A 17,752-nucleotide genomic window follows, 5' to 3' on the forward strand; every position below is an offset into this window, starting at 1 on the left:
CGCTCGAGCACGGTTTTTTACTTCCGGGGAACCGAAGAACGCAGGAGCTGGTCCAGTCCCCGGGCCACGGCATCCGCGTCCGGCGGCGCGAAGTCGCGGCTGTCCAGCCTGAGCACCACGTCCACGCGACTGCCGTGGTCGTGCACTGCCAGGTCGATGCCCGTACTGGCGGCGGCTCGCGGTGAATAGGCCCCGGGCTCCACCGTCAGGCCCGTCTCCGACAGCCTGTTCAGATCGTTGCTCGCCGAGTGCTCCAGCAGACGCGCGGTGACCGCACCACGTGGCGGCACCTGCGGCTGCCCGGCGGCAGCGCGCCGGAAGTCCGCCCCGCTGATGTGGCGGTGCCGCATGGTGCGCATCAGCTCCGCCCGCAGCTGCGCCAGTGCTTCGCCGTCCGTCAGCACGGCAGGCAGCAGCAGCGGCAGGGAGAGCGAGAACCGGCCCATCAGCTGCCGACCACTCACCTCCCGGGTGTCGGTCATGCAGCCCAGTTCCAGCTCCGGACCTGGACGTAGCCGGCACATCTCCACCGCGAACCGGGCAAGCAACCGCTGGAACAGCGACACCCGCGCCGCCTCGCACTCCTGCCGTACCGTGTCCAGCCGCCGGCCGTCCACCCGCAGGGTCCGCACCAGCTGCTGCCGCAGCGGCTCCGCGGGGTCGCCGCGGAGCCGTTCGCGGACCCGGGCCAACTTCCCGCACTTGGCCTGCCAGTAGGCGCCGGCCACGGCAGCGGACCGGTGGACCTGCCGCTCCCGCTGCTGCCGCACCGCACTGATCAGATCGTCACCCGCCACCGGGTCACTGCCGGACCGGCCGGTCACCAGGTCCCGGTAGGACTGCCACAGCTCCCCCACGAACAGGGACCGGCCACACGCGTCCAGGGCCAGCTGCGGGAAGTCGGCGAGGAACGCGTGGTGCTCGGGCGAGTACCGCAGCAGCCGGAACCGGAACGGCGGCTCTCGCTCCAGGTCCCAGGGCTGTCTCATGCCCGCGGTCCGCAGCCGAGTCGCGTAGTAGGCGAACTGCTCCTCGGAGCGGCACTGTACGGCCTGCCGGGCGAACAGGGGCCCGTCACCGGCCCGGTGGACCGTCTGCCATGGGGTGCCGTCCGCGGCGCGCCCGATCCGGACCCGCAGCGCCTGGCGGCGCTCCACCACCGTCCGTACCGCACCGGCGAACGCCGCTACGTCCAGCGGCCCCTTGATCGCGAACGCCGCTTGCAGCGTCCTGTTACGGGCTTCAGGACCGGCGACCTCGTACATCACGTCCTGGCCGAACGACAGCGGTCCTTCCGGCTCTTCGTCGTGCCTGCCGAACCCTTCCGGGAGCGAGGTCACAGCGCGGCCCGGTTCCAGTCCACCGGCCCCAGCTTGCGCTCGGCCCGCCATCGGCTGATCTCCGCCGTGAGCCGGATGGTCGGCCCGCGGGTGCCTGCCGTACGGATCTCCGGCAGCTCGAACGGCAGGATGCGGCGCAGCTCCGCGTCATGCCTGGCGACCACCGCGGCCGCCGCGCGGGCCTGTGCCTCGTCGACCGTCCCGGACCAGGGCAGCTCCCGCAGCGCCGTTGCGACCGGGGAAGGATCGGCCGCCAGCCGCAGATGCAGCTCCGGGACGGAGGTGATGCCTCGGAAACCGGCGCCGACCATACGGCAGTAGAAGATGCCGCGCAGCGCCGTGGCGCACGCCTCGATCGACACGGCCCAAGCCCCGTCCTTCAGCGCCGCGTCGATATCGACGAGCGGGGACTGTACGGACCGGGCATACCGCCAGGCCATTTGGCCGCCGTCAGTGACGGCCCACTGCGCGTCGATGCCGTCGCCTGCCCAGATGTCGGTGCCGCCCCAGTTATCGGTGCCGGCACCGTCCGCCGGTCCGCCGGGCGGCTCGGGGAACACGTTCATCGCAGGACTCCCTCGAAGCCGTCGGCGTCCACCACCAAGTCCAGTTCGCCGCGCCGGACGCCCTCCAGCACCCGTTCGGCCGGGAATTCGCGCAGCACCGTGCCGAGCAGCCCCTCGCAGGCCAGCGGATCGCCCAGCAGCCGGTCGTGCCGATTGACCAGAACCTCCCGGCCGGCCAGCTTGGCCCGCCTGCTGTCCGCCGCGGGGCGTACCGCCACTGCGAGACGGACGTCCGGTACCGCGATGCCGAGCGTTTGCCGTACCGCGTGCCGGTAGCCGTCCCGGCACGGAGCACCGCCGAGGTCGAAGCCCAGGCGGGCGGCTCGGGCGGGCAGCCACTTGTCCCCGGTGGTCACGTCACCGGCGGCCCGGCAGCGGACCTCCAGCAGCAGCCGCAGCGCCCGCTGCCACAGATAGGTGCGGGCCCCCTCCGGCAGCTGGCCGTCAGGGACCTCGTCGGCCAGCTCGGCGGCCGCCTGGGCGAGCAGCATCTGATCCATCGCCTCCCGGACCGCCAACGGCAGCAGCCAGGCCACCTGGGCATCGGTGAACACCGGCGGAGTTCCGTCGAGCAACGGTGCGGCGTGCACCCAGCGCGCCACCCAGCGGAATGTGTACCGGTCGATGGACCGTCCCAGGGCCACCTCGCACGGGGCTTGCCCGAGGACGGCGGTGTGCTCGGCGGCCGCCGCGAGTATCCGGTCAACCCAGGCCGCCGGGTACTCCTCGACGTCCACGGCCACGTCCCGGACGAAATGCAGGGCGGCGGGCACCTGCTGGTCCAGACCGGATACGAGCAGATGGATGTCGACGTCGCTGCCGGCGTTACCCAGACCGGAGGCGAGCGAGCCCACAAGATAGGCACGGCCGTCCGCGAGGGCGTCACCAGTCCCGGCGAGGACGTCCCCGACGGTCAGCCCGACGGTGGCCAGCGCCTGCTCAGCAGACACGGCGCGGGGCAAAATGGGGGAAATCACTGGGACTCTCCCCGTACCGCCGCACGTGACCGCAGACATTGGCGGTCGGAAATATTGAAGCAGGACTTGGAGTGGTCGACACGCCAGTCCGGGGGCATATGAATATCCTTCCTTACACGACGCTGCGATGTATCACAGTCGGCGCAGCACCGACCTGGCGGACCACTCCCCGGTAACTGATCACGGGAAAAATAGCCGCCCACTCCTAACAGTGCGCCTCCTGGTTTCGGAAGCATCCGGAGGCGAGAGACTGGATCGCCTCGAAGCCATGTCCACGGTCTGAACGCACTCGGGGAACAGGCTGTCAATGCCAGTGACGTCGAGACCCCTTACTGTCCCTCTGTGCTCTCCGCGGATGTCTGCTTACAAGCGGATCCAGGATCCTGGCTGCCGTCATCAATCAATGCGCCATGGCTTCTTTGATTCAACGCCTCTCGCTCACCTCGGGACTGAATTGCGTATCGCTGCTGTCGGGATATTCGCTCATTATTGATTGTTGTTACATTGAAGAGCCATCCCAAGTGCATCGCACTCACCCTCCAGTGCGGCAGCCACGGCGGTTGCAGGAGTTCGGCGGGCTTGCCGACCTTGCCGAGTGTGACGCTGCCTCGGCCCGACGCGTGCGGTGACGACTGCCGATGCACTGCACGCCCGGCGCGAGACCGCCGACTACGGCAGGCGCTCGCAAATCCTGATGATCCGATGGGCACGGGCCGCGGTCAGATCATGGCGGCGCCCCGGCAGGGCCGGCGACAACCACAACACCTCGCCGCGAGGGTCCGTGACCCCCTTCACGTTCACCCCATGCCGACGGTGCTCGGCCGGGTAGTCGGCTCGGCCGTGGCCGAGGCGGTCGCACTCGGTGAGGGTGCCGTCGAGCAGGACGAACTCGGGCTCTGCCGCGCGCAGGGAGCGCAGCAGACCGGGCGCGCGGTACGGGCCCCGTCCTCGGGGCCGAGTTCCTCGCCATCGTCGGAGACCTGTCCGGCTACACGGACGCCGACCGCCTGGCCGCCTAGACCGCCATGATGCGCCCCGGGCCCTCCCGGAACCACTACCTCAAGAGACGCGCCGAAGGACTGATCCGCGTCCAAGCACTGCTCGCCCCCGCACAAGGCTCCAGCGCCGACGGGTTGAGACTTCGAACGCCTCCCCCAACGGCACAGGAGCCTTGTACGTCGTGGCCACAGCCCCTGTCATTTGGCGGCCAGTGATCGCCGGATCAGCGCTTTTGGCCACACAAGGTCGACCGGTTTCCCGGTCGAAAACGACCTGCCCGTGGACCACTCGGGTCGACGCGTGTGAGGTGATCGCGAGGCCGGCAGTGCTGTGGACGGGGGCCGTGTGCGCTCAGGGGGTTGCGGCAGGGGTTGTGCCCGGCGCTGAGAGCCTGGCGAGGGATGCGACCGGCGCCTGCTGCCGAGGGTGTGCACGACGGCGGCGCACGGGAGACGGCTCATCCGCCAGTCGCTGAAAGCGAAACGTTTTCGGGCGCGGATTGCTATGGCGCTGTGTACGTACTCTGCCGTCGCCGTTCGGTTCCAACGGACACACTTGCCATGCGCATGGACGTGGTCCTATGATCAACCGCGATCGCGCTGGCGGTTACGTTCACCCCCTCAGACTTCTCTGGCCATTCCGCAGCAGGCAGAGCATCCGCCTCTGCAGGTGATCTTCCTTCGTAACCGAAGCGGAATTACTTGCGGCTTCGTGCCGATCGATCCATCCAACTGCTCATGAGATTGCGCCCGTTGTGAACTGAGAGCGTAGTTGCAGAACTCGGTAGCGATGTCTTCGACAGAGGAAACGGGCTACAAAGCGTCATCATATCCGGTACACACAACGGGATTTCCCCGTCGGGTATCTCCTTCGTTACGCGCCGCCATCTGACAATTCCGCGTACCCCCACGGAGAAGCAGGAGGAGTTCACCATTCTACGCGTCTCGGTAATCGGTGCCGGATTCGGTGCCCAGCATCTCGAATGGCTCGCTCAGTTCCCGGACGTCACCGCGGACGTGCTGGTGTACCGATCGGATCGCGAGCGCGCCCGGCAGGTTGCGGCCGTGCACGGCGTGCCGTGGGTGAGCGGTGACGTGCGGGACGCGATCGAGGGCGAGTCGGACGTCGTCGTCATCGCCGCCCCGGTGTACGCACACGCCGAGCTGGTCGAACGTGCGCTACGGCGGGGGAAGTCGGTGGTCTGTGAGAAACCGCTGGCGCTGGACGCGAAGGCGGCCGAGGCGATGGTGCGGGCCGCCGACGCGGCAGGAGTGCCGACGATGACGATGTTTCAGTGGCGCTGGCACCCCTGCTTCCGCGCGCTGCGCGACTTGGTCGCCTCGGGCCGACTGGGGCGGATGCTCCAGGCCGATCTGCGGTTCGAGCACGACTTCCTCGCCGACCAGACCACGCCCTTCCCCTGGCGGCACACCCGGGCCCAGGCCGGGGGCGGGGCACTCGCCGACCAGGGAGTCCACCTGTTCGACCTGCTGCGCTGGCTGACCGGCGAGGAGTACGAGGTGCGGGGAGTGGCCTCCTCTGTGCTCTGGGACGTCCGGCGCTCTGGGGCCACGAGTCTGGCCGGCGACACGGAGGACGCCGGGTCAGTGCTGCTCCAGTCACCGGGCGGGCTGGCGGCGACGGTCTCCGTCGCGCGGGTCACTCGCGGCTGCCGCCGGATGCGCGTGACCATCTCCGGCACCTCGTGCGTGGCCTGGGCCGAGGTATGGCCGGAGACCGGGGCCGGGCAGCTGGGCTCCTCCGGGGCCGACAGCATCAGAACCTGGCCGACGGGGTCACTGGCCAACCCGTACGCGGGGTTCCTCGCCCGCGACGATGCCAAGGCTTGCTCCGACGTCCCGGACTTCACGGACGGACTCGCCGCTCAGCGCCTTCTTGATGTGGCAACTGGCCATTCACCGACGGTACTCGGCTAGGGAACGGAAGGCTCGGCATGCCCTATCCCGTCAGGATCGCCGTCGTCGGCGTCGGCAACAACCTCTCCGCTCCAGCCCAGGGGGTTCGCCACTACGTGGGGCTCGACGCGCAGAGGGTTTCCGCGGACACCCTGCCCGGTATCTGCCGTCCCGTCATCGGCGGGATCGCCTTGCACGACATCGAGCTCGTGGCCGCCTACGACATTGATCGGCACAAAATACCCGATTCCGGGGAGTGGGTGCTGGTCACCGGGGCGAGCCGGGGGCATCGGACGGGCCGTGGCCCTCGCCCTCGCGGAGACGGGCCACCGTCTGATCCTGTAGGCCCGTACCGCCGCGGCAACCTCGACCGCGACTTCCACACGGTGCGGGCGTGCACGCCGTACGTGCGGCGACGCCTGGGGCCCAGGTCATCGGGTTCGCCTCCGGCTCGTCGTACAACTCCTTCGCGCGGCGCGGCGCCTGTCACGCGTACGAGTCACGGCGCTGGTGCCGAGCCGGGTGGACACCTACTTCTGCGGCAGGCGCCCGGGAACCCCGCCGGACGCGCTGCACATGACCGAGATGGCCGAGGTGGTGGCGACGCTGTTCGCGCTGCCCACGCGGGTCGAGATCCGGGAGATCCAGCTCTCCTCGGTGCACTCCACCTTCGGCATGTTCCCGTACTGGCCCGGTGAGGAACCACGTGAGGAGCCGAACGATGCCTGATGCCGACAAGACCCGCCTGGGACGCACTGTGGTCCAACCCGCCGGCCACACCCTGCCCATCGGTAGATACTCCCCCGCTATCGCCGTGCCGTTCGACGGCAGCCGGTCCCTGGTGTTCGTCAGCGGCCAGGTCTCCAGCGACGCCGAGGGCCGCGTCATCGGCGCCGGCGACGCGGCCCTCCAGACGGAGACGGTTTTCCGCCTGCTCGCGGAGGTGCTGAAGGAAGCCGGGGGAAGCCTCTCCGACCTCGTCAGCGTGGTCGTCTACCTGGCCGACATGGGGGACTTCGCAGCTGTCTCCGCAGTGCGCAACCAGGTGCTCGCGGAGGCCGGAGCAGCCCCGTCGAGCACCCTCGTCGAGGTCTCGTCGCTCGCCGTTGCCGACCACCTAGTGGAGATCTCGGGCGTGGCCGTCGTACATGGACGGGGGTGAGGGCGCCGATGAGCACCGGTCCGGGAGGGATCGCGGCCCGGTCCGGCGTGAACTATGACCTGGTGACCCCGCGGCCGACGTCCAGTGGCATGCCGGCGGAGCGCACCGGGGACGAGATCCGGGACGGACTGGGACCGCAGATGGACCGGCTCGCGGCCGACACCGAGCCCCTCAACACCCCGGCGCAGATCCCGTCCGCCACACTCCGAGGTTCGCCGAGCTACTCGGCACCGGCCGGGGTCGTCCCGCCAGCGGCGAGGGAAGAAACGGCATGCTCATCTGCGGCTCCGAGCTGACCCACGACGGCGGGGGCTCGCTGCTGGACGGCGGACGCATGGTCCGCTCCGGCGAGTTGGAGAAGCTCGCCGACAACCTACGCCACCAGCGTGTCGACGGTGTGGAGATCGTGGAACAGCCGCACCGCCTCGTCCTCTGGTGTTGCGGCCGGACACCGTCCGCCGCCCGAGATGTCGCCGTGTTGCTGAGGACCGTGCGGGCGGAGGGGTTCGTACCGGTACCGGTCGTCCCTGACGTCGGCCGCCGGGCCTGGCCGTCCGGCCCGCACATCACCACGAATAACCGAGAACAGCAGGAGGGACCATGACGCACCCCCGGGTTACCGTCGCCCGGCTCGCCGAGGCCAAGCACCTCCCGGCCGACGCGCTGCGGCGTTTCGGCTTGAGCGACAGCGCCGAAGGAGTCCGGTTCCGCTACGTCTCGCCGTCCGGCGCCGCCGGCCGAACCCGGCTGCGCACCGGCGTCCGCGGCGCGGGCGGCTCGTCCTGGCTGCCCGGCGACGACGCCCCCGTGGTGGCGTACAGCACGCCCGAGGGGTTGGGGTACGCCACCACCGCTGGGTACCAGATCGTGGTCGAGGGCGAGTCGGACTGCTGGACGGCCTGGCACCACGGGCTGCCCGCGGTCGGCATCCCCGGCGCCGACCACTGGGACGCGCTGACGCTCGCACACCTGCCGGTGGCCGAGATCTTCGTCCAGGTCGAGGCGGACAGTGCGCAGACCTTTCCGGGCGGAGTGGCCGAGTACGTGGCCGCAGTCGTGGGCCGGATTCGGGGCGTCGGCTTCACCGGCGCGGTGCACGAGCTGGTCCTCGGCCCAGACGTCAGCGACCTGAGCGAGCTCTACCAGCGTGCCCCAGGTGAGTTCACCGCTGGTGTGGGGCGGGCGCTCGACCGCTCCCGCGCGACGTCGGAAGCGGGTGCGGTATGACCTCACCGACCACCGCCGCGACGGGCGCGGGCGTCCGTGACGACGTCGAGGCCGCGCTCCGGGGGCGGTACACGATCAGGTCCAGCGCGGTGGTCGACCTCAACCTGCTGCGTGTGCGCATCTCCAGCAACCTCGCCGCCTTTGCCGGCTACGGGTTCTTCAGCCGCTTCGCGCAGGGCCTGGCGGCCGAGGAGCAGTGCGACTACGAGGTGGTCTGCGTCGACCTGGACGAGGACCCCATCGACCCGGACCTGCTCGACCCCCTGGCGGACCGCGGGTTCCGCGCCGACCGGTTCCGTGGCGGCTTCTACCTCACACACCACTACGGTCCGCCCGCCCACCTCGCAACCCGCGGCAACCGGATCTATGTCTTCGGTCGCCGCCTCGACCGCACGATCTGGCCGTACTTCACCAAGCACCTGCTGACGATCCACGCCGTCGACCACGATCTGGTTCATCTGAAGGCGGCCGCCTTCGTCCAGCCGGGTTTCGGGGCGAGCCTGCTGTTCGGCCGGGGCGGCGGTGGCAAGACCGTCTTCCTGACGCAGGCCTGCGCGGCGGGTGCGGACTTCCTCAGCAACACCCACGTGCTCACACGGGACGACATCGTTTACGGGGTGCCGTCCGCCATGCGCATACGCCGCGACCGGTGCTTCGCGGAAATCATCGACTCCAGACAGCTCGAACAGCACCTCGACGCCAACGAGTTCCGGCTCGATCCCGGGCTGATCTTCGGCCGCGAGCCGGTCGGGCGGGCGACGATCCGCAACCTGTGCATCATCGACTACGCCCTGGACCGGCCCCCCTGCTTTGAGGAGGTGGACGAGGAGCCATTCGAGGCCTTCCTCGACCTGTTCGCCTTCGCCATCGGCACGTACGGCCTCAAGGACGACGTGCTTGCGCACCTCGACTACGATTTTCGCAGGTACGGGGCAGCGTACGCCGACATGAAGAGGCGCATGCGCGAACTCGTCGCCGGCACGCGCCGACTGTACGTCAACGCCGACATGCTGGACCCCGCCGTACGCGACAGAACGCTGGCACGACTGGCGGAGTGAGCGACCAGATGCCCCCTCACACTGCCGCCGACCCGGCCTGCGGCATGAGTTCCCCGGCTACGGCTTGCTGTGCGAAGAGTCCGTGCTGCCGGGAGACTGGGCGTCGGCCGACCTGTCGGGCGCCCATGTGGGTAGCCGATCCGATCGACGGGACGGCCAACTGCGTGCGCGGGCACCTGTACGTCTCCGTCGCGCACGGCGTCGCAGAGGTCGGCGTCGTGCACGCGCGGTTCCTCGGCGAGACGTTCGCCGCGCTGCGCGGCCGGGGCGCGCGGCTGACCCAATGCCAGGATATCCGGCGCTCCGCCTCACTCGGCGTCCGCGGTCCTGCGGGAAGCGGGCAGGGTGTGCAGCCGTCTGGTGCACGGAGCCGGCCCACGTCCCGCCGGACCTGTTCGGCGGAAACTGCTCAGCCGCCGCATCTCGCATCCACGAACAGTTCGTTCGGGTCCTGACCCAACCCTGAGGAGGCCCCAGGATGACACGAGTCGCCGTGCTGGCGTACGAGGGCGTGGACGAGCTGGATCTCGCCGGGGTCTACGGCCCGCTGGCCAAGGCAGCGCGATGCGTTCTGCACGGCGGTGAACTGGAAGTGCTGCTGGCGGGCCCGGCAGCGGACTTCCGCACCTCCGGAGGCCTGCGGATGACGGGTGCCGAGCCGCTCGCCGTCCTGGCCTCCTGCGGCGCGCTCGTCGTGCCCGGCGGGCGGGGGGCCGAACGGGCAGCGGCAGCGCCGGAGCTGACGGAGGCCGTGCGCGGGGCGGCCGGGCGGGGGACGGCGTTATTCTCGGTGTGCTCCGGGGCGCTCGTGGTCGCCGCCGCCGGGGTGAGAGTGGCGCGGTGCGCCATCCACCGGAACAAGAGGGATCTGCTGCGGCCCCTGACGTTCGCGGAAATCAGTCAGGGCATTGTCAGAGAACCGGAGTTGGTGAGTGCCGGCGGCCTGTCGGGACGCGGGGTAAAGGCCGTGGACATCGCGTTCGAGGTGCTGCGACGTTTCACGCCGTGGTGCGTGCGGTGCGTCTCGGAGCGTATGGAGACGGTGCCGCCGCCGGCGACTTGAGTCGCGGTCGGCGCGGACCGCGTCCTACGTCGCCGCCCCACGGCGCACGCCGAGGGCCGGTAGCGGAGCCGTGCCCAGGGCGGCGAGCGCCGTGATGCAGTTGTGCGGCACCACGGAAAGCGCTCCGGAGGTGACAAGTCGTCAGCTACGTTCCTTCCGTGCGCAGGTGCCGTGTCAGAGCTGCTCCGTAGGAGCTGGTGCACTCGATGCCGGCACGTCACACCATGCCGAATGAGCGTGCTCAGGAGACGAGTTGGCGATAGCCCTCAGCAGTCGCGGGGAAGGTACGGCCGTCGAAGGTGGCCCCGGTCGGAGTCAATGCCGGCGGAGAGAAGGTGTTCTCGAGAAAATTCGTCAAAGGTGAGGACGAGATCCTGGACGTGATGCTGGTAGCGTGCGAAATGGCCGACGAGGTGCGGTGGGGGGTGGACATCTGCGGCCGGGTCTCGACGCTGCTGCTCGCACTGTTGATCGCCCATGGTCAGAGCGTGGTGTACGTGCCTGGACGCACGGTCAACCGAATGTCCGGCGCCTACCGCGGCGAAGGGAAGACAGACGCCAAGGACGCCCTGGCCATCGCCGACACCGCACGTATGCGCCAGGACTTCACACCCCTGAGCCTCCCGGACGAGACCGTGGCAAATCTCCAACTGCTCACCGGCCACCGAGCCGACCTGGTCGCCGACCGGGTACGTCTGATCAACCGCCTGCGCGATGTCCTGGTGGGCATCTGCCCTGCTCTGGAGCGGGCCTTCGACTACTCAGCGGCCAAGGGACCGGTCGTCATGCTGACCGAGTACCAGACCCCTGACGCCCTACGACGGACCGGCGCCAAGCGGCTCGAGGACTGGCTGGCCCGGCACGCGGTCCGCAGCGCAGCCAATGTCGCCGCCCGCGCGGTCGAGGCAGCCCAGTCCCAGGTGACAGCTCTGCCGGGCGAGAAGCGAGCCGCCAAACTCGTGTGCGACCTCGCAGACCAGCTCCTCATGCTCGACGAATGGATCAAAGACACCGACCGGGAGATCCGCGAAGCGTTCCGCCTCGACGAGCACGCCGAAATCATCGAATCCCTGCCGGGTATGGGCGCCATCCTCGGGGCCGAGTTCCTCGCCATCGTCGGAGACCTGTTCAGCTACGCAGACGCCGGCCGCCTGGCCGCCCACACCGGACTGGCCCCGGTGTCGCGCGACTCCGGCCGCCGGACAGGCAACCACCACCGGCCCAAGCGCTACCACCGCCGCCTGCGCCACGTCTTCTACATGGCTGCCCAAACCGCCATGATGCGCCCCGGCCCTTCTCGGGACTACTACCTCAAGAAACGTGCCGAAGGACTGATCCACGTCCAGGCACTGCTCGCCCTCGCACGCTGCCGAGTCGACGTTTTATGCGCCATGCTCCGTGACAAGAGGCCCTTCAACTCCACCCCACCGACCCCTCAATCGGCTTGACACCATCATTGAGACTCACTCGACCAGGGCGTGAGGCAGGTCGAGTGCGGCAGGATACGGAACCAACAGGGCTCCTGTGCTGCTGAGCCGAGACGTCGAACACCTCCCTCAACGGCACGGGAGCCCTGTCCGTTGCGCACCCCGACCTCACACCGCCCCGCCACTCGATCAGTGGCCACACTGAAAACGCTCAGTTACTTGCAGCTTCCCGAGCGTTCAACAACGTATTCGCGCAGCAAGTTATTCATGTAGTAACGCCCCGACAGGGCCTGCTGTATCATGTTCTCCTCAAACAGCCCCTCCAGGGTCGCCTCGGCCTCGTGTATGGGCACATTTCGCATTTCCGCGACCTGGTCGGTGTCAAATTCTTGACTGAAACGCAGGCCGATCGACATGAAGAGATTCTGTTGCTCTTGAGGCAATCTCGCGTATGATGTGTGGAAAGCCGCAGCGATTTTTTGGTCCGCAAAACTCAGTTCTGAAATTATAGCGGCAGGGCGAACAAGTCGATCGGCAAAGTGCTCGACGGTCCAGCCAGTGTGATGCTGCAGGCGGCTTGCTGCGATTCTGATAGCCAGTGGCAGATATGCGCATTGTTTCAGAATTTCGCGAACGGCGTTCACTTCTGTAACGCGTGCGGACCCTACTATCCTGGTGAACAGCTCGATTGCGTCCGGGCGCGGTAGCGGATCGATCGGAAGCGGGATGGCGCCGTTAAGGAATAGGAGTCGGCGACTGGTGACTAGAACGACACCTCCTGGAGTCGCCGGTATGAGGGGGCGGACCTGAGTGGCGTCGGACGCGTTATCGAGCACCAACAAGATCTTTTTGCCTCCGACTTGCGCTCGCCACATGGCGGCCTTAGCATCCAGTTCCGCTGGAATCTCGTGCTCAGGTATGCCGGTACTGCCGAGCACGAGCTTTAGCGCTTCACCAGCACTCAAGGGATTGCGCCCAGGTGTATAGCCATACAGATCAACGAACAGACATTTATCGAACTTTTGCTCAGTAAGTAGGTGGGCTGCATGCACCGCCAGTGCGGTCTTTCCCACGCCTGGCATTCCGGTAAGGGCGAAAATGGTCGTGGTTGCGCGCGCCTCGGGCTGGGCCATGTTCAGCAGCTGTTCCATCTCGCTGTGACGCCCTGTGAAATCTGCCGTGTCGTACGGCAGGTTAGATCTGTTGACGACGGCGAGGGATGCTGCGGCCGGCGGTCGCGGATCGGTGAGCGTCGGTTGCGGCGTGCTGACCGATACTCCTGGAGAGAGGAGGCTCGGGTCACCGCGCAATATCCGCTCATGTAGTCGGCGAAGCTCGGTGCCCGGATCCAAGCCGATTTCATCACGTAATACTTTTCGGGCCGTCTCGAAAGAGTAGATCGCATCGGACTGGCGTCCGGCGCGATACAGGGCCAGCATGAACTTGCCCAGAAGTGACTCGCGTAGCGGATATTCCGTCACCACGGAAGTCATCTCGTCGATTGCCAGAGTGTGATCGCCCATTTCCAAGCGCAGGAGGGCCAGGCGCTCGACGGCGGACAGGCGTTTCTCGGTGAGTTCAGCAGCCGCGGCGTTGAAGATCTGTCCTTCCACACCTGAGAGTGCCGGGCCACGCCACAGCTGCAAACCGTCCTGGAGCAGCTTCGCCGCCGTTGTGTAGTCTCCTTTTTCTTGTTCGCGCCTGGCTTCACGTACTTTGTGCGTAAATATTTCGGCATCCAGTTGGTCCGGCTCGATGACGATTCGGTAGCCGATGTTTTCCGTCACGATAAGACCGGGTGGAGCGCCAAGGTCGGTAAGCTCACGGCGGAGTGCGGCAACGGCGTTGTGCAGCTGTCGTGGCGCGGTTGGTGGTGGATCGTCCCACAGTGCATGAATTAGGCGTTCACGACTGACTGCCTGACCGAATTTAATCAAGAGCATTGCGAGGAGCTTGCACTGTCGGCCGTTTCCCAAGTACCTGATCTTTTGCGAGCTAACCGCTTCAACTGGCCCTAGGATTCGAAATTCCATTTACTGTCCTTGCACTGGTGAACTGCGCTTAAATACTGACGGCAAGGCATGTTGCCGGGTAGCAAAAATTGGGCAACAAAACTATGCCCTCGAGGTCAGCCAAATGTGCCCATCTAGCCTCAATGCTGGTGCCTTACACGGGTGCGCCACCAGCTGACGCCGACGCGCAGCAGGCAGCGTCACGGAGAGCACGACCACGGGGACCCGGTAGGCGCCCCTTCGGCACCGACGAATACGTGACGACCGCCCTGCGCTCCGGTGCGGCGGGATTCCTGCTCAAGGGCACCGACCCCGAGCATCCCCCCATCTCGTACGAACGCTGCCCCAAGGCGCCCCCGCGCTGTCGTCAGGGATCACCCGCACGGTGGTGCACGGCTACCTCGACGCCGGTGCACGTGAGCCCTCGGCCGTGCGCTTCGCCGATCGGCTGGGGCGCCAGCGTGCCGTCCTCGTGTCTCATGGCTGAGGGACTGGCCAACAACGACATCGGCGAACGGCTCCAGGATTTCGGCCGGGTCGGTGTCCTTGAGCAGGAACCCGTCAGCACCCGCGGACAGGGCGTTGTAGACGTACTCGTCGAGGTCGAAGGTGGTGAGGGTGATCACCTTCGGAGGATGGGGAAGCGCCCGCAGGTGGGTGATGGCGGTGATGCCGTCCATGCGGGGCATCCGTACGTCGACCAAGGCGACGTCCACGCGCTGCGCTGTGGCCTGTTCGACCGCATGAAGGCCGTAGACAGCCTGAGCGACCACCTCAATGCCGTCGGCCGAGTCCAGGAGGTCGGCCAGGCACAGGCGGACCAGGGCGTCGTCGTCGACGATCATGGCTCGGATCACCTGGGGTCGCCGTTCTGTCCGATACTGGAAGGGTGGGGGACGCGGGCGGCCAGCCGCCATGCGCCCGACCCTGCGGGCCCGGCGTCGAGGTGACAGCCGAGGGCGGTGACGCGTTCCCGCAGACCGATCAGGCCGTATCCCGATCCAACGGTGTCGGGGGGTCGCGCTTCTCGGGAATCGTGCACTGGATTTTGCGTCGCCGCAGATAGGAGCGGTTCGCGCGGGAGCCGTACGCCTAATAGGCGTTGAGGGCTGGTAGTTCGATCAGCTCTGGGCAGGGGCCGGGTGAGATGTCTTGCTGTATGCCGCGCTTTGAGTGCGTCGACAAGAGTGACGCGTGCGCGGCCCCTGCCGCTTGGGACTCGGCCGCCGTAGCGTGCCGTGATTCGAGCCGTTCCCAGGGCCACCTCTTGATCAGCCGGAGCTGTGGAGCTCTTCACGAGAGCGAGGACCCTGGGAACAGCTGGGGCCACGGACGGCGCCTGCTCGGCAAGCTCAGGGTCACAGACGACGCGGCGGGTTTCCAGGACCTGCTGCATCTGCTCGCCGAGCACGGTGACACTCCCGACGATCCGATCCCGATCGCAATCGAGACCTCGCGCGGGCTCATGGTGGCCTGCCTGCGGGCCGCCGGACGCCGAGTCTTCGCGATCAACCCCATGGCCGTGGCACGTTACCGGGACCGGCACACCGTCTCCCGCAAAAAGTCCGACCACCAGGACGCCGTCGTCCTGGCGAACATCCTGCGGACCGATGCACAGCTCCACCGGCCCCTGCCGGGCGACTCTGAGCTGGTCAAGGCGATCGCCGTCCTCGCCAGAGCTCAGCAGGACGCCGTCTGGGATCGGACCCGTGCCCACAACCGCCTGCGCTCGCACCTGCGCGAGTACTACCCGGCGGTCCTCGAAGCGTTCGCCGACAAGCGCGAGAGGCTACTGGCGCGAGAGGCTCGCGCGATTCTGGCGATCGCGCCCACGCAGGCCGAGGCCGCCAAGCTCGCCCGCAGCAAGGTCAAGGCCGCCGTCACGCAAGCCGGCCGCCAGCGCCGGATCGAGGCCGAGACCGACCGCCTCCTCAAAGTGTTGCGACATTCAGCGCGGCTGCATTCCGGTTCCGTTCAGTGAGTTCTCGATCAGCCACGCCCTCCCAGGGCGGACGGATTGACGGTAGCGGCTGTAGCGACGAAGACGGCGACTGCGAGGACGGCGTACGCGAACCAGCGGCGAACAGTGATCGGGTCCAACCTCGTCGACACCCTAGCGGCCACAATGGACACCACCAGTGACGTGCCAGCGAACACCAGTAGCACCCCGTAGTCGATGCTGTTGGCCGCGCTGGCGTGGGCTATGAGGCCGGCCATCGAGTTGATCAGTACTACTACGAGGGAGGTGGCGATTGCCTGCTGCGCTTTCAGACCCAGCAGCAGGGTCAGGGCCGGGACGATCACGAAACCGCCGCCGACGCCGAACAGACCGGTGAGCGCGCCGACGAGCGCACCGGCGATCAATGACCTGGGCAGGCAGGTACGCCAGTTGATCCCGCCTTCCGGGGTGCGGCAGGCATCGACGTGGCTCGCCTCGCCGCGCAGCATCCGGACCCCGACGAGCACCATGAGTACGGCGAAGGCCAGCAGCAGCCAGCGTTGCGGGATCAACCGCCCGAGCGCCGTGCCAGCAAAGGCGGTCGGAATGCCGGCCGCGCCGAAGACCAACGCAACCGACCACCACACCGCGGTGCGCCGCTCGCGAGGCAACAGGCCGCCCACCGAGGAGATCGCGACAACGGCCAGCGCGGTGGGGACCGCAGTCTGCAAGGGCTGCCCGACGCCGTAAACCAGGGCCGGCACGGCGAGGATCGAGCCACCCGCGCCGAGCAGCCCCAGTACCAGTCCGATCGCGGCACCGAACGTAGCTGCCAAGAACAACGAAACCTCTTATCCCGACGGTTGAGCTATCTCACTACGTCTGTCGTCGCCGTACACGTGCTCGCGGGGGCAGCCCGCGGTCGTGGTCGTTTTGCTGGTGGGTGTTTGGAGAAGGGTCCGGCCACCGTGGTGAATCAGCGCGGCGAATCCCGGCCCGGGACCGACGAACCCGGCAATCCACTCGAGCGATTTGCCGGGGTGTCGGTGAGCACGAGCGGACCGATGACCGCCCGCATCAGGTTCAGCCGGTCATGGGCACGCCGGCTGCTGCGGCGACACTGAACTGGTCGTCGATGAGCACGACCGCCCGGTCAGCAGCTTCTAGCAGCGACGCGGCTGCGGTCGCGCCGTAGCCGCTGCCGCAGTGCACCCACACCGAGCCTGCTGGGAGCTCCCCGATCCGGTCTTTGAGCTGGTAGAGCGGGATGTGCATCGCACCCTCGACGTGGGAGGCGGCGAACTCGTTGTTGTTGCGCACGTCGAGCACCACCTCCGGCGCCGATAGCCCGTCGATTTCACCGGTCATCGCCGCAGCCAAATCCGCGAACGTGGCTGTCGGAGTGTTGCGCAGCTGGCTGGGCTCGGCCGCCAGTTCCTCCGGAGTGCCCACCGCCGCACCGGCGAACTTATCAATGCCGATACGCGCGAGTTCGCGCTGCGCTCGGATGACCTGCTCCCGGGACTCTCCCAGCAGCGTGATCGACGCACCCCAGTCGATCATCCACCCGAGCCATGTCGCCATCGGTCCATCCAGCCCGAGGCGGACCGTGCCCGCCAAGTGCGAGACCACATATGCCTTCCGGGAACGCAGGTCGACCACCCACTCCCCGCCCGCCAGGCGGCGGCGCAGCTCCTCCGGCTCGGCACGGACGGGCCCGCGCAGGTCCATTGGCCCGGGCCCTGCGGTGTTCTGCACGCCCATGTGCGCGTAGTAGGCCGGATAGGCATCCAGACCCGCCAACGTCTGCTCGACGAAGTCGTGTTCGGCCAGCGTCAACGCGGGGTTGCTCTGCTTCTGCTCGCCCAGGGTCGCCGAGTCACCGGACGCCTGGGTAGCCGAGCAGAAGCTACCGAAACCGTGCGTCGGCCAGATCTGCACCCCGTCGGGCAGGGAGGCCGCCAGTTTGTGCGCGGAGGCATGCTGGTGGCGCGCCGCCGCCTGGACGGCGTGCAGTTCCGCGCGGCGCCGCTTGTCGTACTCGCGCAGCGCGACCCGCGGATCCG

General features: G+C 67.8%; 14 protein-coding genes and 8 pseudogenes. 12 read left to right on the forward strand and 10 right to left on the reverse strand.

Going from position 1 to position 17,752, the window contains the following annotated elements:
* Positions 1-17: 17 nt before the first annotated feature.
* The 4 genes and pseudogenes from KVT45_RS48390 to KVT45_RS48405 all read right to left on the reverse strand — a co-directional run.
* Positions 18-1,340 (reverse strand): condensation domain-containing protein, encoded by a 1,323-nt coding sequence (locus KVT45_RS48390; protein WP_217559005.1) that lies wholly within the window; start codon positions 1,338-1,340, stop codon positions 18-20.
* Positions 1,337-1,906, reverse strand: a complete 570-nt coding sequence (locus KVT45_RS48395) for a hypothetical protein (protein ID WP_217559007.1) — start codon at positions 1,904-1,906, stop codon at positions 1,337-1,339. The genes KVT45_RS48390 and KVT45_RS48395 overlap by 4 nt, the downstream gene beginning before the upstream one ends.
* A complete protein-coding gene (locus KVT45_RS48400; RefSeq protein ID WP_217559009.1) occupies positions 1,903-2,856 on the reverse strand; it encodes a hypothetical protein in 954 nt (317 codons plus the stop codon). The genes KVT45_RS48395 and KVT45_RS48400 overlap by 4 nt, the downstream gene beginning before the upstream one ends.
* A gap of 705 nt (positions 2,857-3,561) precedes the next feature.
* A pseudogene (locus KVT45_RS48405) lies at positions 3,562-3,816 on the reverse strand (transposase family protein); the annotation flags it as partial.
* Here KVT45_RS48405 and KVT45_RS48410 point away from each other — a divergent pair.
* From KVT45_RS48410 to KVT45_RS48455, 10 genes and pseudogenes are all read left to right on the forward strand, one after another.
* Positions 3,816-3,998, forward strand: a pseudogene (locus tag KVT45_RS48410) (IS110 family transposase); the annotation flags it as partial. The pseudogenes KVT45_RS48405 and KVT45_RS48410 sit on opposite strands and share 1 nt — an antisense overlap.
* Before the next feature lie 816 nt (positions 3,999-4,814).
* A complete protein-coding gene (locus KVT45_RS48415; RefSeq protein WP_308311103.1) occupies positions 4,815-5,819 on the forward strand; it encodes a Gfo/Idh/MocA family oxidoreductase in 1,005 nt (334 codons plus the stop codon).
* A gap of 489 nt (positions 5,820-6,308) precedes the next feature.
* Positions 6,309-6,527, forward strand: coding sequence for a hypothetical protein (locus KVT45_RS48420; protein WP_217559013.1), 219 nt, complete (start codon positions 6,309-6,311; stop codon positions 6,525-6,527).
* Entirely contained in the window at positions 6,520-6,960 is a 441-nt protein-coding gene (locus KVT45_RS48425) for a RidA family protein (protein ID WP_217559014.1), read from the forward strand. The genes KVT45_RS48420 and KVT45_RS48425 overlap by 8 nt, the downstream gene beginning before the upstream one ends.
* A gap of 271 nt (positions 6,961-7,231) precedes the next feature.
* Positions 7,232-7,564 (forward strand): hypothetical protein, encoded by a 333-nt coding sequence (locus tag KVT45_RS48430; protein WP_217559016.1) that lies wholly within the window; start codon positions 7,232-7,234, stop codon positions 7,562-7,564.
* Positions 7,561-8,187 carry a hypothetical protein gene (locus KVT45_RS48435; protein WP_217559018.1) on the forward strand — a complete coding sequence of 209 codons (627 nt, stop codon included), beginning with the start codon at positions 7,561-7,563 and terminating at the stop codon, positions 8,185-8,187. Before KVT45_RS48430 ends, KVT45_RS48435 begins: the two co-directional genes overlap by 4 nt.
* Complete coding sequence (locus tag KVT45_RS48440) at positions 8,184-9,245, forward strand: FomB family phosphonate monophosphate kinase (protein ID WP_217559020.1); 1,062 nt, start codon at positions 8,184-8,186, stop codon at positions 9,243-9,245. Before KVT45_RS48435 ends, KVT45_RS48440 begins: the two co-directional genes overlap by 4 nt.
* Before the next feature lie 44 nt (positions 9,246-9,289).
* A complete protein-coding gene (locus KVT45_RS58550; protein ID WP_368857568.1) occupies positions 9,290-9,700 on the forward strand; it encodes an inositol monophosphatase family protein in 411 nt (136 codons plus the stop codon).
* A 23-nt stretch (positions 9,701-9,723) separates the two neighbouring features.
* The gene (locus KVT45_RS48450) at positions 9,724-10,308 is read left to right on the forward strand and encodes a DJ-1/PfpI family protein (protein WP_217559037.1); all 585 of its coding nucleotides are present in this window, start codon (positions 9,724-9,726) and stop codon (positions 10,306-10,308) included.
* Positions 10,309-10,622: 314 nt separating this feature from the next.
* Positions 10,623-11,756: pseudogene (locus tag KVT45_RS48455) on the forward strand (IS110 family transposase); the annotation flags it as partial.
* 194 nt (positions 11,757-11,950) lie between these two features.
* On the opposite strand, the gene KVT45_RS48460 reads toward KVT45_RS48455, so the two are convergent.
* Positions 11,951-13,768 (reverse strand): BTAD domain-containing putative transcriptional regulator, encoded by a 1,818-nt coding sequence (locus KVT45_RS48460; RefSeq protein WP_302832664.1) that lies wholly within the window; start codon positions 13,766-13,768, stop codon positions 11,951-11,953.
* A 227-nt stretch (positions 13,769-13,995) separates the two neighbouring features.
* On the opposite strand from KVT45_RS48460, the pseudogene KVT45_RS57120 reads away from it, so the two are divergent.
* A pseudogene (locus KVT45_RS57120) lies at positions 13,996-14,268 on the forward strand (DNA-binding response regulator); the annotation flags it as partial.
* Here the strand turns inward: KVT45_RS57120 and KVT45_RS48465 are convergent.
* From KVT45_RS48465 to KVT45_RS57130, 3 pseudogenes are all read right to left on the reverse strand, one after another.
* Positions 14,269-14,604, reverse strand: a pseudogene (locus KVT45_RS48465) (response regulator transcription factor); the annotation flags it as partial.
* Positions 14,601-14,753 (reverse strand): annotated as a pseudogene (locus KVT45_RS57125) (two-component sensor histidine kinase); the annotation flags it as partial. The pseudogenes KVT45_RS57125 and KVT45_RS48465, both read right to left, overlap by 4 nt.
* 11 nt (positions 14,754-14,764) lie before the next feature.
* Positions 14,765-14,857, reverse strand: a pseudogene (locus tag KVT45_RS57130) (IS5/IS1182 family transposase); the annotation flags it as partial.
* A 160-nt stretch (positions 14,858-15,017) separates the two neighbouring features.
* Here KVT45_RS57130 and KVT45_RS48470 point away from each other — a divergent pair.
* Positions 15,018-15,650, forward strand: a pseudogene (locus tag KVT45_RS48470) (IS110 family transposase); the annotation flags it as partial.
* Positions 15,651-15,736: 86 nt separating this feature from the next.
* On the opposite strand, the gene KVT45_RS48475 reads toward KVT45_RS48470, so the two are convergent.
* The gene (locus KVT45_RS48475; RefSeq protein WP_217559064.1) at positions 15,737-16,522 is read right to left on the reverse strand and encodes a sulfite exporter TauE/SafE family protein; all 786 of its coding nucleotides are present in this window, start codon (positions 16,520-16,522) and stop codon (positions 15,737-15,739) included.
* 247 nt (positions 16,523-16,769) lie between these two features.
* On the reverse strand, positions 16,770-17,752 hold a 983-nt coding region (locus KVT45_RS48480; RefSeq protein ID WP_217559066.1), incomplete at its 5' end, for a rhodanese-like domain-containing protein.

Origin of the sequence: Streptomyces sp. GbtcB6 (genome assembly GCF_019091475.1) — a bacterium.
GTDB lineage: Bacteria > Actinomycetota > Actinomycetes > Streptomycetales > Streptomycetaceae > Streptomyces > Streptomyces hyaluromycini.